Annotated in this window: 21 protein-coding genes; 12 read left to right on the forward strand and 9 right to left on the reverse strand. The window is 60.4% G+C overall.

Annotated features, from left to right (window positions below; all coding sequences use genetic code 11):
* Nucleotides 1-22: 22 nt before the first annotated feature.
* The 6 genes from AB3Y40_RS01040 to AB3Y40_RS01065 all read right to left on the reverse strand — a co-directional run bounded on the left by AB3Y40_RS01040 (nucleotide 23) and on the right by AB3Y40_RS01065 (nucleotide 6,523).
* The gene (locus tag AB3Y40_RS01040; protein ID WP_369436951.1) at nucleotides 23-1,297 is read right to left on the reverse strand and encodes an aspartate aminotransferase family protein; all 1,275 of its coding nucleotides are present in this window, start codon (nucleotides 1,295-1,297) and stop codon (nucleotides 23-25) included.
* Nucleotide 1,298: 1 nt separating this feature from the next.
* Nucleotides 1,299-2,402, reverse strand: coding sequence for a mandelate racemase/muconate lactonizing enzyme family protein (locus AB3Y40_RS01045; RefSeq protein ID WP_369436952.1), 1,104 nt, complete (start codon nucleotides 2,400-2,402; stop codon nucleotides 1,299-1,301).
* On the reverse strand, nucleotides 2,399-2,581 hold the full coding sequence (locus AB3Y40_RS01050; RefSeq protein ID WP_369436953.1) for a hypothetical protein: 183 nt from the start codon (nucleotides 2,579-2,581) through the stop codon (nucleotides 2,399-2,401). The genes AB3Y40_RS01045 and AB3Y40_RS01050 overlap by 4 nt, the downstream gene beginning before the upstream one ends.
* A 28-nt stretch (nucleotides 2,582-2,609) precedes the next feature.
* Nucleotides 2,610-2,891: a hypothetical protein gene (locus tag AB3Y40_RS01055; protein WP_369436954.1), complete on the reverse strand. Its 282-nt coding sequence runs from the start codon at nucleotides 2,889-2,891 to the stop codon at nucleotides 2,610-2,612.
* Between the two features lie 108 nt (nucleotides 2,892-2,999).
* Complete coding sequence (locus AB3Y40_RS01060) at nucleotides 3,000-4,082, reverse strand: alcohol dehydrogenase family protein (RefSeq protein WP_369436955.1); 1,083 nt, start codon at nucleotides 4,080-4,082, stop codon at nucleotides 3,000-3,002.
* Nucleotides 4,079-6,523 (reverse strand): FAD-dependent oxidoreductase, encoded by a 2,445-nt coding sequence (locus tag AB3Y40_RS01065; RefSeq protein ID WP_369436956.1) that lies wholly within the window; start codon nucleotides 6,521-6,523, stop codon nucleotides 4,079-4,081. The genes AB3Y40_RS01060 and AB3Y40_RS01065 overlap by 4 nt, the downstream gene beginning before the upstream one ends.
* 62 nt (nucleotides 6,524-6,585) lie before the next feature.
* Between AB3Y40_RS01065 and AB3Y40_RS01070 the strand changes: the two genes are divergently transcribed.
* The 4 genes from AB3Y40_RS01070 to AB3Y40_RS01085 are packed head-to-tail and all read left to right on the forward strand — an operon-like array spanning nucleotide 6,586 to nucleotide 9,393.
* Entirely contained in the window at nucleotides 6,586-7,476 is an 891-nt protein-coding gene (locus tag AB3Y40_RS01070; RefSeq protein ID WP_369436957.1) for a MurR/RpiR family transcriptional regulator, read from the forward strand.
* A complete protein-coding gene (locus AB3Y40_RS01075; protein WP_369436958.1) occupies nucleotides 7,469-8,548 on the forward strand; it encodes an aromatic ring-hydroxylating oxygenase subunit alpha in 1,080 nt (359 codons plus the stop codon). Before AB3Y40_RS01070 ends, AB3Y40_RS01075 begins: the two co-directional genes overlap by 8 nt.
* On the forward strand, nucleotides 8,541-8,957 hold the full coding sequence (locus AB3Y40_RS01080; RefSeq protein WP_369436959.1) for a GFA family protein: 417 nt from the start codon (nucleotides 8,541-8,543) through the stop codon (nucleotides 8,955-8,957). The genes AB3Y40_RS01075 and AB3Y40_RS01080 overlap by 8 nt, the downstream gene beginning before the upstream one ends.
* A gap of 55 nt (nucleotides 8,958-9,012) precedes the next feature.
* Nucleotides 9,013-9,393 (forward strand): carboxymuconolactone decarboxylase family protein, encoded by a 381-nt coding sequence (locus AB3Y40_RS01085; RefSeq protein WP_369436960.1) that lies wholly within the window; start codon nucleotides 9,013-9,015, stop codon nucleotides 9,391-9,393.
* Here AB3Y40_RS01085 and AB3Y40_RS01090 read toward each other — a convergent pair.
* Nucleotides 9,390-10,232: a prephenate dehydratase gene (locus tag AB3Y40_RS01090; RefSeq protein WP_369436961.1), complete on the reverse strand. Its 843-nt coding sequence runs from the start codon at nucleotides 10,230-10,232 to the stop codon at nucleotides 9,390-9,392. The genes AB3Y40_RS01085 and AB3Y40_RS01090 overlap by 4 nt on opposite strands.
* A 128-nt stretch (nucleotides 10,233-10,360) precedes the next feature.
* On the opposite strand from AB3Y40_RS01090, the gene AB3Y40_RS01095 reads away from it, so the two are divergent.
* From AB3Y40_RS01095 to AB3Y40_RS01115, 5 genes are all read left to right on the forward strand, one after another.
* On the forward strand, nucleotides 10,361-10,882 hold the full coding sequence (locus AB3Y40_RS01095) for a c-type cytochrome (RefSeq protein WP_369436962.1): 522 nt from the start codon (nucleotides 10,361-10,363) through the stop codon (nucleotides 10,880-10,882).
* A 174-nt stretch (nucleotides 10,883-11,056) separates the two neighbouring features.
* Entirely contained in the window at nucleotides 11,057-12,976 is a 1,920-nt protein-coding gene (locus AB3Y40_RS01100) for an extracellular solute-binding protein (protein WP_369436963.1), read from the forward strand.
* Between the two features lie 6 nt (nucleotides 12,977-12,982).
* Nucleotides 12,983-14,056: a microcin C ABC transporter permease YejB gene (locus AB3Y40_RS01105; protein WP_369436964.1), complete on the forward strand. Its 1,074-nt coding sequence runs from the start codon at nucleotides 12,983-12,985 to the stop codon at nucleotides 14,054-14,056.
* Nucleotides 14,056-15,207, forward strand: coding sequence for an ABC transporter permease (locus AB3Y40_RS01110; RefSeq protein WP_369436965.1), 1,152 nt, complete (start codon nucleotides 14,056-14,058; stop codon nucleotides 15,205-15,207). Before AB3Y40_RS01105 ends, AB3Y40_RS01110 begins: the two co-directional genes overlap by 1 nt.
* Nucleotides 15,204-16,799: an ABC transporter ATP-binding protein gene (locus AB3Y40_RS01115; protein WP_369436966.1), complete on the forward strand. Its 1,596-nt coding sequence runs from the start codon at nucleotides 15,204-15,206 to the stop codon at nucleotides 16,797-16,799. Before AB3Y40_RS01110 ends, AB3Y40_RS01115 begins: the two co-directional genes overlap by 4 nt.
* A gap of 3 nt (nucleotides 16,800-16,802) precedes the next feature.
* Here the strand turns inward: AB3Y40_RS01115 and AB3Y40_RS01120 are convergent, their stop codons facing one another.
* Complete coding sequence (locus tag AB3Y40_RS01120) at nucleotides 16,803-18,218, reverse strand: D-alanyl-D-alanine carboxypeptidase family protein (RefSeq protein ID WP_369436967.1); 1,416 nt, start codon at nucleotides 18,216-18,218, stop codon at nucleotides 16,803-16,805.
* Between the two features lie 411 nt (nucleotides 18,219-18,629).
* On the opposite strand from AB3Y40_RS01120, the gene clpS reads away from it, so the two are divergent.
* From clpS to AB3Y40_RS01135, 3 genes are read left to right on the forward strand one after another with little or no spacing between them, the layout of a single operon-like run.
* Nucleotides 18,630-18,971, forward strand: coding sequence for an ATP-dependent Clp protease adapter ClpS (gene clpS, locus AB3Y40_RS01125; RefSeq protein WP_369436968.1), 342 nt, complete (start codon nucleotides 18,630-18,632; stop codon nucleotides 18,969-18,971).
* Between the two features lie 25 nt (nucleotides 18,972-18,996).
* The gene (locus AB3Y40_RS01130) at nucleotides 18,997-19,971 is read left to right on the forward strand and encodes a class I SAM-dependent methyltransferase (RefSeq protein ID WP_369436969.1); all 975 of its coding nucleotides are present in this window, start codon (nucleotides 18,997-18,999) and stop codon (nucleotides 19,969-19,971) included.
* Between the two features lie 37 nt (nucleotides 19,972-20,008).
* Entirely contained in the window at nucleotides 20,009-20,815 is an 807-nt protein-coding gene (locus AB3Y40_RS01135) for an SDR family NAD(P)-dependent oxidoreductase (RefSeq protein WP_369436970.1), read from the forward strand.
* Here the strand turns inward: AB3Y40_RS01135 and AB3Y40_RS01140 are convergent.
* The gene (locus tag AB3Y40_RS01140; RefSeq protein ID WP_369436971.1) at nucleotides 20,812-21,204 is read right to left on the reverse strand and encodes a hypothetical protein; all 393 of its coding nucleotides are present in this window, start codon (nucleotides 21,202-21,204) and stop codon (nucleotides 20,812-20,814) included. The genes AB3Y40_RS01135 and AB3Y40_RS01140 overlap by 4 nt on opposite strands.
* Nucleotides 21,205-21,266: the final 62 nt, after the last annotated feature.

Below are 21,266 nucleotides of genomic sequence, written 5' to 3' on the forward strand. Positions count from 1 at the left end.
TGATCCGATGGCAACCGGATTGTCAGGCGGCGATGGCGGCAACGGCGGCCTGCACTGCTGTACGGGTCAGGTCCAGATCAGCCTTGGTCAGCGCCAGCGAGGGGTAAAGCTTGCCCGGTGATTTGAAGACGCCGTGCTGCCGCAAGACAGCATTGTAGGTCGCGTTGGTCTTTGGGTCGCGGTGCTGTGCTGTGCGGTAGTCGGTGCAAGGTGTGTCGGTAAAGTACAGATCAAAGAGTGTGGGATCGCCGCAGATTTGGTGCGGGATGCCTGCCTTTGCAAGCGCGGAGGACTGCATGTCCTGCAAAGTTTGTCCCAGCGCGCGCAGGCGGTCGTAGGTGCCGGGGCGGCGCAGCACCTCCATCGTTTTGAGGCCTGCGGCGGCGGCTATGGGATTGCCGGACAGTGTGCCCAGTTGCATCAGCCATTTGTCGTGGCCAACGGCGCGGAGGTCAAAGTGGCGCATGATGTCGGCGCTGGCACCAACGGCGGCGAGTGGAAAGCCGCCGCCGATGATCTTGCCCAATGTGCAGATGTCGGGGGTCACACCATAGCGTTCCTGCGCGCCGCCATAAGCAAGCCGGAACCCGGTGACGATTTCGTCAAAGATCAGCAGCCCGTTGTGCCGGTCGCAGAGGTCGCGCAGGCCTTGCAGAAAGCCGGGGGCGGCTGGGATGATCCGCTGCAAAGGTTCCACAATGATCGCGGCGATATCGCTATGTTCGTCCAGCAGCGAAGCAACGGCGCCCAGATCATTGAACGGGGCGATCAGCATCTGATCGGCGACGCCCTGCGGGATGCCCGCGCTGTCAGGCACCGCTTGCGGAAAGTTGACGCGGGTTGCGGGCGCGAGGCTCATCTGCGCCTCGGCGCTCATCCCGTGGTAGCCGCCTTCGAATTTGAGGATCTTGTCGCGCCCGGTGAAGGCGCGGGCGAGGCGGATGGCGTACATGTCCGCTTCGCCGCCTGAGGTGACAAACCGGACCTGTTCGCAGCACGGTACCGCGTCAACGATCGCTTCGGCCAGTGCGATGCCTTGGGCGTTGTTGGCAAAGAAAGTCATGCCTTTGGGCAGCTGTTCCAGCACAGCTTCGGTCACTTCCGCGTGGCCGTGGCCCAGCAACATCGGGCCAGAGCCGATCAGGTAGTCGACATATTCCGCCCCGTCTTCGTCCCAGACCCTGCTGCCTGCACCGCGCGCGATGATGATGCCGGGGTCAAAGTTGCCAAAGCCACCGGCGGGCAGGACCGCTTGTGCGCGGGCGATCCAATCGGCCTGAGAGGTCAGTTTGTGCATGTCAGCCAAGCTCCAGTATGGGGTTGCCAAGGACGTCCGGGTCAGGGGTGACGCCCAATCCTGGACCTTCGGGTGGCGCGATGCGGCCATTCCTGCGGGTGGGGGCGTCCGCGCAAAGTCGCGGGGCCACATAGGAGGCCAGATCGCAGGTGTTGAGGAGTGCGCCACGCGGGGTTGAGGCGGCAAAATGCAGCGATGCGGCAGTCACGATGTCGGACCCCCATGTGCATTCGGCACAGATCTGCGCACCAAGGTGGACGGTTAGATCGCGGGCGCGGCGCATCGCAGACAATCCGCCGAACTTGGACAGCTTTAACGCGACCGCATCAAGGCAGCCCAATTCATGCGCGCGCAAAAGCGTTGACTGATCGAAGGCGCATTCGTCAATCTTCATCGGCAGGCCCGTCGCCTGCCGAACGGCAGCGCAATCTTCGAGCGTCGCACAGGGCTGTTCCAGCATCACGTCCAGATGCGCCACGGCGCGACCGGTGCGGGTGGCGTGCAGTTTGGACGCGCCGCAGTTCCAGTCACCGTAAACCAGCGGCCCGTCGCCCACAGCGGCGCGGACCTTGATCAGGCGTTCGGCGTCCGCTTCCCAGTTGTCATCCGCGCCAAGCTTGGCCTGAAACTGCCGGACGCCTGTGGCATAGGCCTCTGCCGCGATGCGGGCCATTTCATCCGGGGCAACGCAGGTGATCGAGTGGTAAACCGGCATATCGGCCCGCGTGCGTCCGCCCAGCAATTGATAAAGCGGCAGATCGGTCGCGTGGCCGTAGAGGTCCCACAGGGCCATGTCCACGATGGATTTTGCCGCCGCGTGACCGGGCAGAAAGCCATCAAGCTTGCGCATCGGCGCGTCGATGCCTGTGGGTGTGATCCCGAGGATTTCAGGGGCCATTTCGGTGATCGCGGCGGGAATGCCGCCTGCAAAGGCGGGTAGGTAATGAGGGATTGGGCAGACCTCTCCCCAGCCTGAGAGGCCGCTGTCGGTGTCCAGCCGCAAGACGTGGGTTGTGACGGTGGCGCAGGTCTTGCCTTCGGCCATGTAATAGGTGTCGTGGCTGGTCAGTGCGACCGACCAGAGGGTGATTTTGCTGACCTTCATGAATAGACCGCCACGGGATCGCCAAGCGTACCGTCGCCCCAGTCGATCGGCCCGGCGGTGGTGCCCATTTTTACCAGGGTCGCAGCGCGGGTTTCAAACTTTAGTCGCCCGCCCGACAGCCAGTAGGGATGCGCGCGCGAGAGACCGATTTGATTGTCGGTGTTGCGGGTGATTTTCATGGCTGATGCCCCGCAGAAAGGCGCGGGCCTAGCCGCTGGGTGCGCGGTGCCGCGCCAGGAGGGCCGCAAGGTGTGCCCGCGTCTGCCGCAACAGGGCGACGGCGGCGCAGATTGCAAGGATCACGGTGGCAAGAGCGCCAAGCGCAAAGAGCGGCCCGCCGCCATCGGCGAGGATCAGCGAGGCCAGCAGCATCAGGGCTGCCAGAAACAGGATCAGCACGGTATGGCCGGGTTTGGAGTATCGTTGGACCTGCGGAGACGTCAGATGGGTGACATGTGTCTTGGGCGGGCGCGACAATACGGCCTTCAATGGCAATCCTCCTACATTGGGTTTCTGATGTATAACTATCTGAAAATGCGAAATTTTGCAAGATTTCAGCGACAGAAAGCCTGAAGGTGTTGCGATTGTGCGGCGGCATCAGGGGACCACGACGATATTGCCGGTGTGCGCCTTGGCGATGAACGTCTTTTGCGCATCATGAAGCTGGTCCAGCGGGTAGGTGGCGGCCAGAGCGGGTTTGATCGCGCCGCTTTCGATATAGCTGATGAGGTTGGTCATCACAGCGGGGTCGATGACGGTCGAGCCGGTGAAGGTGAGGTCGCGCAGATAGAAGGTGCGCAGGTCAAATTCAACGATCGGACCGGCGATGGCACCGGAACAGGTATAGCGCCCGCCACGTTGCAGCACGTCGATCAGCGTCGGCCAATAAGGGCCACCGACCACATCGGCGACAACGGTGATCTTTTCGTCGCCAAGGGCCGTGTGCAAGTTGTTGAGCGCGCGCGGCAGGACGCGGTCCGCCCCCAAGGCGGCCACATCGCCATGTTTCGCTGGAGAGGCCAGCGCAATCACCCGCGCGCCGCGCATCTTTGCCAATTGCACCACAGCGCCGCCGACCCCGCCCGAGGCACCGGGCACCAGCACGGTGTCGGCCTGTGTCACTGCGGCGCGGGTCAGCATCCCCTCTGCCGTCGAATAAGAGCACGAAAAGGTCGCCAGTTCTGCATCGGTGAGGTCCGATGTGATTGCCAGCGCATTCTGGGCCGGCATGACGGTGTATTCGGCAAAGCCGCCGTCCATCTCGGACCCGAAATAACCGGTTTTGGACTTGTCCAACGGGTCGTCAGGGTCACGCAGCCAGTTGTCGGTGATGATCCGCTCGCCGATGCGGGCCGCGTCAACACCGTCACCCACGGCCAGGATCTGGCCGCAGGCATCCGCGCCCTGAATGCGCGGGAATTGGATCGGGGTGCCGCCCCATGCGGGGTCTTCGTCGTTCACGTCCGCAAAACTGCCGCCGGTGGTGGCGTCGGTCACGGCCTTGGAATACCAGCCTGAACGGGTGTTCACGTCGGTGTTGTTCAGCCCGCAGGCGGCGACCTTGACCAGCACCTGTCCAGGGCCGGGGTCGGGCCGGGGCCAGTCGGTGTGAAGCACCACTTGGTCGATATCACCATGACCCATTGTCACCATCGCACGCATTGTCTTGGGCAAGTTCATTCTGCTGGTTCCTTGATGGCGTCCGTTCGCGGGCGCAGGGATTGGGGATCATAGGCCGGTTCACCTAAAACGCGGGCCGCGCGCGGTGTGCCATGGATCATCACGGTCAGCGCCGTGCCGGGGGCAGCAGCGGACGGGGCAATGTAAGCAAAGGCCAGGATCGTGCCGACCGTATGACCATAGGCAACAGAGGCGGTTGCGCCAACAACAGAGCCGTTCAATAGCACCGGTTCGCCGCCGTGGCCGTCAACTTCGCCGTCAGGTTCAATCTCTAGATAGGCGCAGACCCAGGGCAAATCGCTGTTCAACGTCAGTTCGCGGCCCAGATAGGACTTGTCAGTGCGAGCAAAGCGCAGCACGTCAGCCTCGGCCAGCGTGACTTCGTTTGTCAGCTCACCCGCGCCCTTGAAGCCCTTTTCCATGCGCATGACGTTCATCGCGAAGCTGCCGTAGTCGGTGATGCCGTGTGCAGAGCCCGCCGCAGTCAGCGCGTCATAGACATCCACACAGGCCTCGGCGGGCATGTGCAATTCCCACCCCAATTCGCCCGCGTAGGACATGCGGAAGGCCCAGACCGGGTGACTGGCGATGGTGATGGTTTGCAGGCTCATCCAGGGGAAGCTGGTATTGTCCAATGGTGTGGGTGTGCAGGCTGCCAACACCTCGCGCGCGGCAGGACCATTGAGGCTGAGTGCGGCGTGGCTGTCGCTGAGCACGTCGATGGTGATGTCCGCACCGTTTGCGTTGTGGGTCAGGTGATCGCGCATGCGTTGTTCAAAGAAGGCGGCGCAGACCAGATAAAAGCTGTCGTCGTCAAACCGGGCGATTGTCGCCTCAACCTCGATCCGGCCACGGCGGTTTAGCAGGTGGGTCAGGCCGATGCGGCCCACAGACGGCAGGCGGTTGGCGGTCAACCGGTCAAGCGTGGTGGCGGCGTCCGGGCCAGAGACGTGGATCTTGGTGAAGGCGGTCACATCCATGATGCCGACACGTTCGCGCACGGCACGCACCTCTTGCGCGACAAGGTCGTGCAGGGCGTTGCGACGAAACCCGTAGTGGTCGTGCTGTGGCACACCATCGCGCGCGAACCAACGGGGGCGTTCAAAGCCGTAGACCTCTTCGTGGACCGCGCCCTTGGCGGTCAGGATGTCATGAAGTGGTGAGGGTTTGACCGGACGCCCGGCCAGCCGGTTAAAATGCGGAAAGGGGATTTCGTGGCGCAGGCAATAATCCTCGCAGGCCTTGACCACCTGCCAATCGGGCGTGGCATAGGCCCCAAAGCGGCGCGGATCAAATTCACGCATCGCGATATCGGCGGAGCCATGCACCATCCAGCGGGCCAGTTCGCGGGTCAGGCCCGGCCCCCAGCCGATGCCGATCTGGGTGCCGCAGCAGCACCAGTAGTTGCACACACCCGGTGCGGGGCCAATCAGCGGGTTGCCGTCGGGCGGGTGGCTGATGGCGCCGTGTACCTCGCGGGTGATGCCACGATCGGCCAGCACCGGCATCCGGTTCAACGATTCTTCGAGCCATGGCATGACCCGGTCGTAGTCGGCGTCAAAGAGCCAGTTTTCATAGTCCCACGGGCAATGATCGTGCCAGACCGAATTGGGGTTGGCCTTTTCATAGATGCCGATCAACCCGCGCTGTTGTTCCATGCGGATATAGCCGGACACCTTGTGGTCATCGCGGATGACCGGCAGTTCGGTATCAAGAGCCGCAAATTCAGGCACCGGTTCGGTGACGAAATAATGGTGCGTCATCGAGGTCATCGGCAGTTGCAGACCCGACCATTCGCCCATTTGCCGCGCGTAGGTGCCGCCTGCGTTGACCACATGTTCGCAGCGGATCGTGCCCTTTTCGGTCTCGACCAGCCATTCGCCGCCCGGCGTTTGGGTGACATTGGTGGCGCGACAACGGCGGACGATCCGCGCGCCCTTGGCCCGCGCGCCAGCAGCCAGCGCCATGGTGACATTGGTCGGGTCGACGTGGCCGTCATCGGGTGTGTGCAATGCGCCCAGAACGCCATCGAGGTTATAGAACGGATGCAGTTCCGCCACGCGGTCTGGCCCGACCAGTTCAATGTTGAACCCCAAGGCAGTGCCGACCGAAAGCGTGTGGCGCAGCCAGTCCATTTCATCCGGTGTGTAGGCCAGCCGGAATGACCCGCATCCGTGCCATGTCACGGGCTGGCCTGTCTCAGCCTCAAGCCCGCCTGCATAAAGCCCGATGTTGTAGTCGACGCATTTGCCCAACCCGAAAGAGCTGGTGGAATGGGTGATCTGGCCTGCCGCATGCCAGGTGCTGCCTGATGTCAGCTCTGCCTTTTCCAGCAAGACCACATCGGTCCAGCCTTCGTGGGTCAGGTGATAGGCCAGCCCGCAGCCCATCACGCCGCCGCCGATGATCACAACCTTTGCCTGCGTCGGAAAGTCTTGCACGGTGCATCACCTTTGCTGAAAGTCCTCGACAGGATAATCGGACAGATATACCATCGTCAATCATGAATGGCACAGATGTATCATCGACAATCCTTGAACGGCTCGCGGGCGAATTGCCCGCCCTGACGCCAGAAGCGCGCAAGGCCGCGACTTACGTGTTGGAAAACCCGCGCGACGTCGGCGTATCGACCGTGCGCGAGATTGCGCAGGCGGCAAAGGTGAAACCCAACACGGTGGTGCGCATGGCACGGCAGGTTGGATTTGAAGGCTACGAGGACTTCCGAGAACCGTTTCGCGCCGCGATCCGCGCGGGCAATGCCGATTTCCCGGACCGTGTGCGCTGGTTGCAGGACATTCGCAAATCGGGCGATCTGGGCGGGCTTTATGCTGATATGGTCCAATCCGCGCTGCGCAATATCGAAGACAGCTTTGCCGCCGTCACCGCCGATGACCTGCAGGCAGCGGCCGAGGCGATCTGGGCCGCGCGCCATGTCTTTACGCTTGGTGTCGGTGTGAATAACGCCAACGCGCGCAACTTTACCTACCTTGCCTCGACCGGAATGACGCAGTTTCACGCCATACCGCGCGCGGGGTCTACACCGATTGATGATCTGGCCTGGGCAGACGATCAGGATGTGCTGATCGCGATTACCTGTAAGCCCTATCGCAGCGAAGTGGTCGAGGCGGTGCGCATTGCAAACGAACAGGGCGTGACGGTGATTGGTCTGTCGGACAGTCCCGCAAGCCCGATCATCCGCAATGCCACGCACGGCTTTGTCGTGTCAGCCGACACGCCGCAGTTCTTTCCATCGTCGGTCAGCACAATTGCCATGCTTGAGACGCTGTTGTCCTTCGTGATCGCCGTGGCGAGTGACGAGATTGCCGGGCGCGTTGCCAAGTTTCACGCGCGCCGCCACGCCTTTGGCATCTATGATGAGGGTCTGGATGGGTGAACCGGTCAGAACGCTCGCGGCGCGGTATTACACCGACCCGGATGTTTTTGCCGCAGAGCAGGCGGGCCTGTTGGCGCGGACGTGGCAGTTCGGCTGCCATGCCTCTGATCTGGCAGAGCCGGGGGCCTATGCCACCTTTGAAATCGCGGGTGAGAGCCTGTTCGCGGTTCGCGGACAGGACGACAAGATCCGCGCCTTTTACAATGTCTGCCAGCACCGCGCGCATCAGTTGGTGCAGGGCACGGGCACCACACGGGTCGTGGTTTGCCCCTATCACGCCTGGACCTACGAGCTGACAGGGCAGTTGCGGTCGGGGCCGAACCTCAACGCTGTTGAGGGGTTCGACAAATCCAGCGTTTGCCTGACAGAAGTGCGCACCGAAGAGTTGTTGGGCTTTGTCTTTGTGAACCTTGATCCTGACGCGGCCCCGATGGAGGATTGGTTCCCGCGCGTGCGCGCGGAATTGGAAGACTGGGTGCCGCATTGGGCCAGCCTGCGCCCGCTTCAATGGGTTGACGTGCCAGAGGCCTGCAACTGGAAAGTCTCGGTCGAGAATTATTCGGAATGCTATCATTGCAGCCTGAACCACCCGACCTTTGCCAAGGGCGTGATCAAGCCTGAAACCTATGACATTCAGCCACAGGGCATGTGCCTGCGCCACACCACCGAATGTCAGGCGCTGGATCAGATGACTTATGACATCAACTCTGGCTTTGCCCACGCACATGAATATTCCAGCTGGTTCCTCTGGCCGATGTTCAGCTTTCAGGTCTATCCCGGCAACGTGCTGAACACCTATCACTGGCGACCCGATGGCGCGGGGCGGGTGGTGGTCTGGCGCGGGTGGTATGCGGTCGATGGGGCCGAGGATGCCACCGTGCGGCAGCTGGCGCAGCAGGACCGCGCGACCACTGTTGCAGAAGACATCCATCTGGTGGAATCGGTGCAGCGCGGACTGCAGTCGCGCGGCTATCGCCCCGGCCCGCTGGTGGTGGACCCCAAAGGCGGTGTGAACTCTGAACATCCGGTCATGCATCTGCAGCGCTGGATGCGAGAGGGCATAGATGGCTGATTTGTCAGGGCGTTGCGCCTGCGGGCAAGTGCGGTGGACCTCACCGGGGCCGGTGCTTTGGGCCGGTCACTGCCATTGTGACAGCTGTCGCCGCGCCACGTCTTCACCCTTTACCAGCTTTTTCGGTGTGCCGCGTGCCACGTGTCAGATAATTGGCCGGCTTGCCGAACGCCGGTCATCAGGCGGGCAGGTGCGGCGGCAGCATTGCCCAGAGTGCGGCGCGCAGATTACATATCAGTATGTTGGCTGGCCCGATGAGACCCACCTTTATGCCGCCACACTGGACGACCCCGCCGCGTTTCAACCGCAGGCGCACTATCACTTTGCCGAGGCCCTCCCATGGGTCCGCATCACCGATGGCCTGCCGCGATATGCGGCGTCTGCTGAGAACGCCGATCCGCTGCCCTAGACCGCGTCAGCGTGGCGCAGCTACGCCGGACACGTAAGCCACGAGAAGGAATGACATGAGCACATTTGACGAAGACCTGTTTCTCAAGGGGCTGGAACAGCGCAAGGCGACGTTGGGGGCGGAATATGTCGACAAGAACCTTGCCGCCGCAGACGATTTCACCCGGCCTTTTCAAGAGGCGATGACCGCCTGGTGCTGGGGCTTTGGCTGGGGCGACGATGTGATCGACGCCAAGACCCGCAGCATGATGAACCTGTCGATGATTGGCGCGCTGGGCAAGATGCACGAATGGGAGATCCATTGCCGGGGGGCGATCAACAACGGTGTGTCGCGCGAAGAGATCCGCGCGATCATTCACGTCGTTGGCATCTACTGCGGCGTGCCGCAGGCGCTGGAGTGCTTTCGCGTGGCCCGCAAGGTGCTGGACGAAGACTAACCGCGCTCGTGCCGCCGTGGTGCGGTGGGATAGACGCCCATCAGTTTGATGTGGTCGGTGAAATAGTCGAGTTCTTCCAGCGCAAGTGCGACATTGCGGTCATCTGGGTGACCCTCGATTTCCGCGTAGAATTGCGTGGCGTTGAAGTTGCCGCCGACCATATAGCTTTCGAGCTTGGTCATGTTCACGCCATTGGTCGCAAAGCCACCCATCGCCTTGTAGAGCGCGGCAGGGATGTTGCGGACACGGAAGACAAAGCTGGTCATCATCCCGTGTTTGCCGCGTTTCTTGTAATCGGGCTCGCGGCTCATCACCAGAAAGCGGGTGGTGTTGCGGTCGTGATCCTCGATATGGCGGGCCACGATGTTTAGCCCGTAGATATCGGCGGCCAGTTCGGAGGCGAGCGCGCCGATGGTCATGTCATCGCCTTCGGACACATCGCGCGCGGCCTTGGCATTGTCGGAACTTGTCTGCCCGGTGATCCCGTGTTCGCGCAGGAACCCCGCGCATTGCGGAAGAATCACCACATGCCCCAAGGCGCGGTCGATTTGCGCCAATTGTGCGCCGGGACGCGCCAGAAGGTTGATATGCACACGCACGAAGGCCTCGTCCACGATGTGCAACCCGCTGTCAGGCAGCAGTGAATGCACGTCCGCAACGCGGCCATAGGTCGAATTTTCGACGGCTATCATGCCCAGGTCTGCATCGCCTTTGCGCACAGCTTCGATTGCCGCTTCAAACGTTGGACAGGGCAACGGGTCATGGTTGGGGCGTGCTTCGACACAGGCCTGATGGCCGTATGCGCCCAACTCTCCCTGAAAGGCAATTCGAGCAGTCATGGCAGCGCTGCCTCCGTTAACTGATTGGACACACAAAAAGGACGAATTCGTCGCGGCACTATAGCTTGCACTTGGGACAGGGAAACGGATACATAGCGCCAAACAAGACGAACGGAATGGATCGCGACATGTTCGACACAATGACGATGACCAAGGCACTGGGTGGCTTTTGTGGCGCGCTTTTGGTGTTTCTGCTGGGTGGCTGGGCTGCCGAGATCATCTATCACGGTGGTGGAGGGCATCATGGTGAGGACCATGCACAGGGTTACCTGATCGAGGTGGCCGGTGCGGATGAGACCGAAGAAGTGGTCGAAGAGATTGATTTTGCCGAAGTTATGGCCTCTGCCTCTGCCGAGGATGGCGAAGGGTTGTGGCGCAACTGTCAGTCCTGCCATGCGCTGGAACCCGGCAAGCACGGTACCGGCCCCGCCCTTTACGGTGTGGTTGACCGCCAAGTCGCGTTCTATGACGACTTCAACTATTCCGGCGCACTTGTCGCCGTGGCCGAAACCTGGACGGCCGAGAACCTGAACGCGTTCCTTGAAAACCCCAAGGGTTACGCACCTGGCACCGCAATGGGCTACAACGGGATGCGCAAGATCGAAGATCGCGCTGACCTGATCGCCTATCTGGACAGCCTGGACGACTAAATCGCCAGACGATCAAACGAATTGAGCCGCCCGATGGGCGGCTTTTTTCGTGATTGAGGGGGCAACGCACGGTTGGTTCACGGGCTGTTCACACATTCTCAACTTGAATGTTTGCCAAACCCGGCTTTAGCTACACATGTGGTAGAACGCCACAAACGACGAATGGAGAACAAGATGCCAGATCGCCCCCGCCGCGTGTCAAAAGCCAAAGCTGCCCAGCCTTCGGTACCTTTGAAACTGATAACGACGGGGACCGCAATCTTGATTGGCGCGGCGATCTGGGCCGGGCAAGCCTTTGCCGACAGCCACGAGACGGTGATCGAAAGCCACGGCTATTCCAACTTTGGCGAATTGAAGTACGGGCCTGATGCGGTATTGGACTATGTGAACCCGGATGCCCCTAAGGGCGGAGAGTTCAGCCAGTGGGGTTTTGGCACCTTTGACAGCTTCAATCTGTCGACCCGCAAGGGGACGCCTGCCGCGCTCAGCACGATCGGTTATGAAAGCATTCTGACTTCGACGCTGGATGACCCTTATGGCGCGTACTGCTACCTTTGCGAGACATTGGAATACCCCGAAAGCCGGGACTGGGTGATTTTCAATCTGCGCGACGATGTGAAGTTCTGGGACGGCACAACGATGGATGCCGAAGACATCAAGTTCACCTTTGAGCTTTATCTTGAGCAGGGCATCACAGAATATCGCAATGTTTATTCGCAATTCATCGATAGCGTTGAGGTCTTGGACAGCCACCGTATCAAGTTCACTTTCACCGAAAGCGCGCCGCGCCGGGACGTGGTGACGTGGGTTGGCGGGACATCAGCATTCTCCAAGGATTGGTTTGAAAGCACTGAAACCCGTCTGGACGAAGCGTCAGACGCGCCGTTTATGGCAACGGGTCCCTATCGCCTGGACAGCGTCGATATCGGAAGACAGATCGTTTATCGTTATGACCCCGAATGGTGGGGTGCAGAACTGCCGATCAATCAGGGCCGCAACAATTTCGAGACGATCCGCGTTGAATACTTTGCAGATAGCTCTGCCGCGTTTGAAGGGTTCAAGGCCGGGGCCTACACATTCCGTACAGAGAACAGTTCAAAGCAGTGGGCAACCGGATACGATTTTCCCGCCATTGATGATGGCTGGGTGAAAGTTGAGGAACTGCCAGACGGGTCCATCGGGTCGGGTCAGGGTTTTGTCTTTAACCTGAATCGCGAGACCTGGCAGGACCCGCGTGTGCGTGACGCCATTGCACTGATGGTGAACTTTGAATGGATGAACGACAGTTTGTTCTATGGGCTGTATGCGCGGCCCGAGTCGTTTTGGGACAACTCTGACTTGAAGGCGACCGGTGCCCCGAGTGAGGGTGAGGTTGCGATCTTGCAACCGCTGGTCGACGAGGGGCTTTTGGATGCTTCGATCCTGACAGACGAGGCGCGGATACCGCCGGTTTCCAGCACAACTGACCGCCCACTTGACCGCCGCAATCTGCGCGCCGCCAGCGCCCTTCTCGACGAAGCTGGTTGGGTGATCGGGGATGACGGGATGCGGGTGAAGGATGGCAAGCGTCTGACGCTGTCATTCCTTGAGCGTTCGCCGCAGTTTGACCGGGTCATCAACCCGATCGTTGAAAATCTGCAACGGCTTGGGGTCGATGCAAAGCTGGATCGTGTTGACCCGTCGCAATGGATTGAACGGCGTCGGTCCGGCGATTTCGATATCGTCAATGCCTCGCTTGGGCAGGGGTACGAGCCGGGCCAGCAATTGGCGCAATTCTTCGGAAGCGCCGCCGCTGATGACAGTTCGCGCAACCCTATGCGGCTGAAATTGGAGGCGTCGGATCGGTTGATCGACGTGATTGTGGATGCTGAGTCCCTTGACGAGCTGACAACCGCGACCCGTGCGTTGGACCGGGTTCTGCGGGCCGAAGGTTTTTGGATCCCACAGTGGCAGAACGACAAGCACTTTATCGCCTATTACGATGTGTTCCGGTATAAGGAACCTGTCCCGGCGCTTGGCTTGTCGCCACTTGACAACTGGTGGTACGATTCAGAAGCGGCGGCCGAACTGGAAGCCGCAGGCGCGTTCCAGTAACCACCGATGGGCGCCTATATCCTACGCAGGTTGCTGCTGGTGATCCCGACTCTATTGGGGATCATGATTATCAACTTTGGCCTGATCCAGTTTGTGCCGGGTGGCCCAATTGAGCAAATCATCGCGGAGATGGAAGGCGGCGGAAACGTCTTCGAAAGCATCTCGGGCGGCGGCAGCGAATTGGTGGAAAGCGGTGACGGTGATTTCATCGGGGGCCGAGGGCTGCCGCAGGACTTCATCGAAGAATTGGAGCGCGAATTCGGGTTCGACAAGCCGCCTTTGGAACGGTTCCTGAACATGATGTGGAACTACATGCGGTTTGATTTCGGCGAGAGCTATTTCAGGTCGGTGAGCGTGGTTGATCTGGTGCTTGAAAAGATGCCGGTCAGCATCACCTTGGGGCTTTGGTCGACCCTGATCGCCTATCTTGTCTCGATCCCGTTGGGGATCAAGAAGGCCATTCGCGACGGGTCAAAGTTTGACACCTGGACCAGTGGCGCGATCATAATTGGCTACGCGATCCCGGGTTTTTTGTTCGCACTGTTGCTGATTGTGTTCTTTGCAGGCGGGTCTTACTGGCGCATCTTCCCGCTGCGTGGGCTGACAAGCGACAATTGGGAACAACTGTCGTTGATCGGCAAAGTGCTGGATTACTTCTGGCATATCACGCTGCCGGTGCTCGCCTCGACCATCAGCGCCTTTGCGACGCTGACGCTGTTGACCAAGAACAGCTTTCTGGACGAGATCAAAAAGCAATATGTAATCACCGCCAAGGCCAAGGGCCTGACCGAAAGCCGCGTGTTGTATGGCCATGTCTTTCGCAACGCGATGCTGATCGTGATCTCGGGCTTTCCCGCACTTTTTATTGGTGTGTTCTTTGGTGGGTCGCTGATTATCGAGACGTTTTTCAGCCTTGATGGGCTTGGGCGGTTGGGTTTTGAGGCCGCAGTCGCACGGGACTATCCAGTGGTCTTTGGCACGCTCTTTGCCTTTTCACTCATCGGGCTCGTGGTCGGCATTTTGACGGACCTGACTTATGTCTTCATTGATCCACGGATCGACTTTGAAGGGCGCGGATGATGGCCGAGACATTTTTTGCACCCTCCTCGCCCCCGAAACGCATGTGGCTGTCACCTCTGAACCAGCGCCGTCTACGGAACTTCAACCGTAACCGCCGGGCCGTTTGGTCGCTGTGGATTTTTCTGGTGCTTTTTGTGTTCTCGCTGTTTGCAGAGTTCATCGCCAACAACAAACCGATTCTTGTCAGCTATCGCGGCGAGTTGCGGATGCCGATTTTCCAGTTCTATTCCGAGCGTGACTTTGGCGGGGATTTCCCGACTGAAGCGGGTTATAACGACATCGAGGTCAAATGCCTGATCGCGACGGGCGGTCTGGAAGAGTGCCTGTTTGAGCCGGAATCACTGGTCGAGGCTGTCGAGCAAGGCGTAGATCTGGACATCGAAGGGTTCCAGAAGGGCTGGGCGATTTGGCCGATCATTCCCTACAGCTATGACACAATTGTCGATGTGCGCGGGGTCGCACCCGCACCCCCATCGGATACCAATTGGTTGGGCACCGATGACACCAAACGCGATGTGACGGCGCGGATCATCTACGGCTTTCGATTGTCGATCTTCTATGCGTTGATCGTGACATCAGGCATTGCCGTTCTGGGCATTATGGCCGGGGCTGTCCAGGGCTATTTCGGGGGCTGGACTGATCTGCTGTTCCAGCGGTTCATCGAAGTTTGGTCAGGCATTCCGTCGCTGTACGTGATCATCATCATGACCGCGATTCTGGGCCGAAGTTTTTGGCTGCTTGTCATACTATCCATCGTGTTTGGCTGGCCTGCGTTGGTCGGCTTGGTGCGGGCGGAATTCCTGCGTGCGCGCAATTTTGAATACGTCCGCGCGGCCAAGGCATTGGGCGTGGGCGACCGCACGATCATGTTCCGCCACATGCTGCCCAATGCGATGGTGGCAACTGTGACAATGCTGCCCTTTATGATCACCGGCGCAATTGGCGGGCTGGCGGGCTTGGATTTTCTGGGCTTTGGCCTGCCGTCCTCTGCCCCGTCGCTGGGCGAGTTGACGTTGCAGGCCAAGCAGAACCTGCAAGCGCCTTGGCTGGGTATCACGGCCTTCTTTACCTTTGCCATCATGCTGTCGCTTCTGGTCTTCGTCTTTGAAGGCGTGCGCGATGCATTTGACCCCAGAAAGACCTTTTCATGAGTGTTGTTCTGGACGTCAAAGGCCTGAATGTCGGTTTCCGGCAGGACGGGCAGGTCAGCCCCGCGGTGCGCGATGTCTCGTTCCAGATCGTCAAAGGCGAGACGGTGGCGCTGGTCGGTGAAAGCGGGTCGGGTAAGTCGGTGACGGCCCTGTCGACGGTGCAATTGCTGGGCGACAGCGCAGAAGTCAGCGGGTCGATCCGCTACGAAGGTGCCGAGATGGTGGATGCCGACGAAAATGAGCTCCGCCGCGTGCGGGGCAATGACATCAGTTTCATCTTCCAAGAGCCGATGACATCGCTGAACCCGCTGCACACGATCGAGCGGCAGTTGTCGGAATCCATTGAACTGCATCAGGGGCTGCGCGGGGCCAAGGTCACCAATCGGATCATTCAATTGCTGAACCAGGTGGGCATCCGCGACGCCGAAAGCCGCCTGTCGGCCTATCCGCATCAGTTGTCGGGGGGGCAGCGTCAGCGGGTGATGATCGCAATGGCGTTGGCGAATGGGCCGGATTTGCTGATTGCGGATGAACCCACAACGGCGCTGGATGTGACCATTCAGGCGCAAATTCTGGACCTGCTCGAAGACCTCAAACGCAAAGAGGGGCTGTCGATGTTGTTCATCACGCATGATCTGACGATCGTGCGCAAAATCGCGGACAGGGTCTGTGTGATGAAGGACGGCGAGATCGTCGAAACCGGCCCCACAGCCGAGATTTTTGACAACCCGCAGCATCCCTATACGCAGATGTTGCTGGCCGCGGAAAGTGCAGGCGTTCCCGACCCAGTGCCCGCAGAAGCGGCCACGGTGGCCGAAACCGATGCGTTAAAAATCTGGTTCCCGATCCAGCGCGGGTTGCTCAAGCGGACGGTGGGGCATGTCAAAGCGGTCAACAGCGCAACGCTGACGGTCCGCGCGGGCGAAACTGTTGGGATCGTGGGGGAAAGCGGGTCGGGCAAGACCACGCTGGCGCTGGCGATGATGCGGTTGATCCAGTCCGAAGGGCGGATCAGTTTCGAAGGCACGGACATTCACCACCTGAACCAACGGCAGATGCGACCATTGCGGTCAGAGATGCAGATTGTGTTTCAAGACCCCTACGGCAGTCTGAGCCCACGGATGACGATTGAACAGATCATCGCAGAGGGCCTGACCATCCACGATGTAGATCCCACCCGCGACCCGCGCGAGATGGTGGCCGAGATCATGTCCGAAGTGGGCCTTGATCCTGATATGATGCACCGCTACCCGCACGAGTTTTCCGGCGGGCAACGGCAGCGGATTGCCATCGCGCGCGCGATGATCCTGCGGCCAAAACTGGTGGTGCTGGATGAACCAACCAGCGCATTGGACATGACGGTGCAAGTGCAGATCGTGGAACTGTTGCGCGACCTGCAAAAGAAGTTCGGGCTGGCCTATCTGTTCATCAGCCACGACCTGAAGGTCGTGCGCGCGCTGTCGCACAAGGTGATGGTGATGAAACAGGGCGATGTGGTCGAGGCGGGCAATGCGGCAGACATCTTTGACGCGCCGCAGACCGACTACACACGTACGTTGATGGCCGCCGCGTTCGAGGGGCGGGCGGTCTGACCGCTATTCCGAACCCAGCATGAAGCAGGTTGTTCCGCGCGCCTGAAGCCTGCGGCAGGCCAGATCAGCGCCTTCGCGGGTCAGCCCCATAAAGTTGGCATCAAACCCGCCAGAGCGCTGCACCACGCGGCGTAACGCACCATCAAGCGATGACATCTCGTTCAAGGCGACCTTGAGCAACACACGCTCTGCTTCATACCGGGAGCCATAGCGCCCGACGTTCACGCCCCAGTGTCGCCCACCAGAGGTGGAGATACGGGTAACAATCTCTGGCTGCGGGGCGGGACTGGGCAGGATGGCGGCGGGACGTGCTGCAGGGGCTGCGGCCAGCGTCACTTCTTCCGTGGGGCGGGCCTGTGGTGCCACAACGGCAGAGGTTGTCACGGCCGAGGTTTGCACAGCTTCTTCCAGCACGGATGTGATAGCGTCGGCATCAATCGCCTCTGCCACGGCTGAATCAATCATGTCTTCAACGGTCGCGGTCAGCACTGGATCAGCTTCTCTGACCGGGCGGCTGACCGGGCGCAGACTGGTGCGTATGACGCCGGTCACACGGATCGTCTTGCCTGCGCCGCCGTTGGTGGCGGCGGTGCTATTGCCTGCCACAAGTTCCTGAGACGGTTCGGGTGCTGCGGGCACATCGGGGCGACGCAGGGTCGCGGAATTGGGCGCGCGGGCAAAGCCGAGGTCCATCAGTTCGGTGATCTTGGCGTTACGCGTCGCGGTCGAGCGGCCCCCAAATACCGTAGCAATCACGCGCTGCTGGCCGCGCTGGGCCGAGGCCACAAGGTTGAACCCGGCAGCGCGCGTGTAGCCGGTTTTGATCCCGTCAGCACCTTCATAGGCGTTCAGCCAGCGGGTGTTGGTATGCGACACGCGCTTGATGCCCGCGTCCGCTGTGCGGCGCGAGAAAAGGTTATAGTACTGCGGGAAATCATAAATCACGTGCCGCCCGAGGATCGACATATCGCGCGCAGTTGACAGGTGCCCGTTTTGCGTCAGCCCGTGGGCGTTGTGGAACGTGGTGTTGGTCATACCCATCGCCCGCGCGGTGCGGTTCATCCGCGTGGCAAATGCGCTTTCAGAGCCCGAGATTGCAACACCAATGGCGGTGGCCGCGTCATTGGCGGATTTGACGGCTGCCGCGCGCAAAAGGTAGCGCAGCTTGATTTTCTGGCCCGCACGCAGGCCCAGTTTTGAAGGCGGTTCAGAGGCCGCCAGTCGAGAGATCGTCACCTCTGTGTCCAACCCGATCTCGCCGCGCTGAATAGCTTGGAAGGCCACATAAAGCGTCATCATTTTGGTCAGTGATGCCGGATGCAGCCGGGTGTCGGCATTGCGCGAATGCAGCACCTCGCCGGTGCGGGCATCCATCACCATCGCGGCATAGGGTGCTGCGACCGTGCGCAATGGAGCCATTGCAAACGCCAAAACGAAAACGAAAAGAAATAGCCCACGAAGGGCCTGGAATCCCGGACGACTTGCCACGTCGTTTGCCTCTTACACTGCCTCGATGGCCCCGAATTTTTTCGGTGGCCTTTATTGATTGCGATCACGCTAGCACAGGCGTGGTGCGCGCGAAAACACCTTATTTTCAAAGCTCTGAGGTGTGTTTTTCCTGCACATCTACTGGATGTAGGGGGTATGCTGGGCGATCCACGCTAGATAAAGCGTTCCCAAGGGTGGTTGTTGCGACAACCGGCGGGCAAATTTTTTGCGATCCTCCGCTGCGATAGCGGGTGTACCCGGTCAAGACAGGGGGTTTTCACGGGGGCCCGCTGCTCTATATAAGCAGTTCAATCGTAAATTGGATCAGGACCCGATCGGCGCATGCATGCTGATGTGAAAATGATGGCAGCGGACAAGGACGACGATGATGGTGATATCGCCGTCGTTCTGGAAACCAAGCCAAAGACAAAGCGCCCGCCGCTTTACAAGGTGCTGATCCTGAACGACGATTTCACGCCGATGGAATTTGTCGTCATGGTGCTGGAGCGGTTCTTTGGCATGACCCATGCACAGGCCTTTGATCTGATGCTCACCGTACACAAGAAAGGTGTCGCGGTGGTCGGGGTTTACAGCCACGAGATTGCGGAAACCAAAGTGGCGCAGGTGATGGATTTCGCCCAGCGACACCAGCACCCGCTGCAATGCACGATGGAGAAGGAATAGCGCCGCGTCGCGCTATTCGCCGCTGATGGCTTCTGTTTCACGCCTGCGCACTGCCATTGACGATGGCCTGCTTGTCCTGCCCGATGGGCCGGTCACGGTGATGCGTCCGCCGGTCGAGTATGATCTGGCCGTGTTGAAGGCCCATGACGTCCGCTTAATGCACAGCCGATACACAGCCCATGCCGCCGCGACGCAGGCGGGCTATGACGTTGGCACAGCACTTGCCCCATGCCGCACGGCGATTGTGGTGGTGCCACGGGCCAAGGCGCTGGCGCGCGCGATGGTGGCCGAGGCCGCGGACAAGGCTGATCTGGTGGTGATCGACGGGGCCAAGACCGATGGGGTCGACAGCCTGTGGACCGCCACGCGCAAAGTGCTTGGTCCGTTGCCCAGCGTGACCAAGGATCACGGGCGCATCTTCTGGTTTGAAAAGACAAATGCCTTCGCTGATTGGGCCGCACCGCCACCTGCCAAGGGCGACCATGGTTTCTTTACCACTGCCGGGGTGTTTTCGGACGGTGGTGTCGACAAGGGCTCGGCCCTTCTGGCTGCGGAATTGCCGGCCAAACTGCCCAGACGCATGGCGGATCTGGGCGCCGGTTGGGGGTATCTGACGGATGCGGTTTTGCAGCGCGACGGCGTCAGCAGCATTGACCTGATCGAGGATGAGGCGCTGGCGCTGGACTGCGCCCGGATGAATGTCAGCGACCCACGCGCGCAGTTCCATTGGGCGGACGCAACGCGGTTTTTGCCGGACGCGCCCTTTGATGGGATCGTCATGAACCCGCCGTTTCACACCGGCCGCAAGGGCGACACGGGCCTGGGGCAGGCCTTTATTGCGCAGGCTGCCAAGATGCTGACGCCGCAGGGTAAGCTGTGGATGGTGGCGAACCGCCATCTGCCTTACGAGGCGACGCTGGACGCCGCGTTCCGACATGTCGCGGAATTGCCGGTTTCAGGCGGCTTCAAGATTTTCCACGCCACACGGCCCCGACGCTGATATAAGCCGCGCGGGAAAGACGAACGGGAGTACGTCGATGTCATTTTCGATTGCGGGCAAGACCGCCATTGTCACAGGGGCCGCCAACGGGGTGGGGCTGGCCATCGGGCGGCACTTTCTGGCCGGTGGAGCCAATGTCATGTTCGCTGACATGGACGAGGAAACCCTGCAACGTGAAATGGGGGACGCCGCATCGGACGAAGGGCAGGCGCGCATTTTTGCGGGCGATCTGCGCAAAAAGCTGACGATTGCCAATTTGCTGTCGGCCACCGTCGATGCCTTTGACCGGGTGGATATTCTGGTCAATGCCGCGCGTCAGGTGATGGAAACCGATGCGCTGAACCCCGATGACAGCAGCATGGAAGAGCTGTTGCAGCAAAACCTGATGGCAGCCCTGCGCTTAAGCCAGGCGACCGCGCGGCGGATGATCAAGCTTGCCAAGGACGACGAAGACGGCGGCCCTATTGGGTCGATCGTCAACATCAGCTCTATCTCGGCGCGCCGGGCGCATCCCAATCTGCTGGCGTATTCGGTCAGCAATGCGGCATTGGACCAGATGACACGGTCGCTTGCCGTGGCCCTGGCCCCCAATCGGATCAGGGTCAATGCCGTTGCATTCGGGTCGGTGATGAGTGCCAGCCTAAAGGGGTCCCTGAAAGAAGACGACGAAATGCGCGACACAATTGTCGAAAACACGCCGCTGCACCGGATTGCGGGGCCTAGCGAAGTGTCGGACGCGGTGCAATATCTGGCCTCGGACGCGGCGGGCTTTGTCACAGGCCAGATCATTACCGTTGATGGTGGCCGGACGCTGATTGATCCCGCCGACGTATCAGCCCACTAGGCGCTTTCGGGATAAAGCGCGCGGCATTGCGCCACGCCATCGGCTGTGGCGACGGCCAGACGGTCGCGTTGTGAAATCAGCGAGGCCAGTTTCGCCCGTTCTGCTGCCAGATCGAGCGCCACGGGAACCTGCACCTTGGTCACGCGCACCTTTTCACAGCGAGTGACGACGCTTTCGCCGCTTTCGGTTTCACCCCGGCAGAAGCTGCGGACCTCACGCACCCGGTCTTCGGTGCGGAGGCCAAAGCCACGTTCAAGATTGGCACGTGTCTGAGTGATCAGGCTGGCGTTGATCCGCGCGTCGCGCGTGACCTTGCCAAGGCATTGTTCCTGCTGTGTGGCGCATGCCGAAAGGGCAAGAACCGGCAAAAGAAGGATTGATAGGCGCATTGCCATCTCCGCTGTTGATCTGGGACAAAGATTCTGGTCCGCTGGCTGCTAGGGTGCAGAAC

The sequence above is a fragment of the Yoonia sp. R2331 genome (genome assembly GCF_041103235.1).
Classification (GTDB): domain Bacteria; phylum Pseudomonadota; class Alphaproteobacteria; order Rhodobacterales; family Rhodobacteraceae; genus CANMYO01.

Coding starts and splice junctions, on each gene's coding strand:
- AB3Y40_RS01040 (WP_369436951.1), bottom strand. CDS start 1,297: ATGCACAAACTGACCTCTCAGGCCGATTGGATCGCCCGCGCACAAGCG.
- AB3Y40_RS01045 (WP_369436952.1), bottom strand. CDS start 2,402: ATGAAGGTCAGCAAAATCACCCTCTGGTCGGTCGCACTGACCAGCCAC.
- AB3Y40_RS01050 (WP_369436953.1), bottom strand. CDS start 2,581: ATGAAAATCACCCGCAACACCGACAATCAAATCGGTCTCTCGCGCGCG.
- AB3Y40_RS01060 (WP_369436955.1), bottom strand. CDS start 4,082: ATGAACTTGCCCAAGACAATGCGTGCGATGGTGACAATGGGTCATGGT.
- AB3Y40_RS01070 (WP_369436957.1), top strand. CDS start 6,586: ATGAATGGCACAGATGTATCATCGACAATCCTTGAACGGCTCGCGGGC.
- AB3Y40_RS01075 (WP_369436958.1), top strand. CDS start 7,469: ATGGGTGAACCGGTCAGAACGCTCGCGGCGCGGTATTACACCGACCCG.
- AB3Y40_RS01080 (WP_369436959.1), top strand. CDS start 8,541: ATGGCTGATTTGTCAGGGCGTTGCGCCTGCGGGCAAGTGCGGTGGACC.
- AB3Y40_RS01085 (WP_369436960.1), top strand. CDS start 9,013: ATGAGCACATTTGACGAAGACCTGTTTCTCAAGGGGCTGGAACAGCGC.
- AB3Y40_RS01090 (WP_369436961.1), bottom strand. CDS start 10,232: ATGACTGCTCGAATTGCCTTTCAGGGAGAGTTGGGCGCATACGGCCAT.
- AB3Y40_RS01095 (WP_369436962.1), top strand. CDS start 10,361: ATGTTCGACACAATGACGATGACCAAGGCACTGGGTGGCTTTTGTGGC.
- AB3Y40_RS01100 (WP_369436963.1), top strand. CDS start 11,057: ATGCCAGATCGCCCCCGCCGCGTGTCAAAAGCCAAAGCTGCCCAGCCT.
- AB3Y40_RS01105 (WP_369436964.1), top strand. CDS start 12,983: ATGGGCGCCTATATCCTACGCAGGTTGCTGCTGGTGATCCCGACTCTA.
- AB3Y40_RS01110 (WP_369436965.1), top strand. CDS start 14,056: ATGGCCGAGACATTTTTTGCACCCTCCTCGCCCCCGAAACGCATGTGG.
- AB3Y40_RS01115 (WP_369436966.1), top strand. CDS start 15,204: ATGAGTGTTGTTCTGGACGTCAAAGGCCTGAATGTCGGTTTCCGGCAG.
- AB3Y40_RS01120 (WP_369436967.1), bottom strand. CDS start 18,218: ATGGCTCCATTGCGCACGGTCGCAGCACCCTATGCCGCGATGGTGATG.
- clpS (WP_369436968.1), top strand. CDS start 18,630: ATGCATGCTGATGTGAAAATGATGGCAGCGGACAAGGACGACGATGAT.
- AB3Y40_RS01130 (WP_369436969.1), top strand. CDS start 18,997: ATGGCTTCTGTTTCACGCCTGCGCACTGCCATTGACGATGGCCTGCTT.
- AB3Y40_RS01135 (WP_369436970.1), top strand. CDS start 20,009: ATGTCATTTTCGATTGCGGGCAAGACCGCCATTGTCACAGGGGCCGCC.
- AB3Y40_RS01140 (WP_369436971.1), bottom strand. CDS start 21,204: ATGCGCCTATCAATCCTTCTTTTGCCGGTTCTTGCCCTTTCGGCATGC.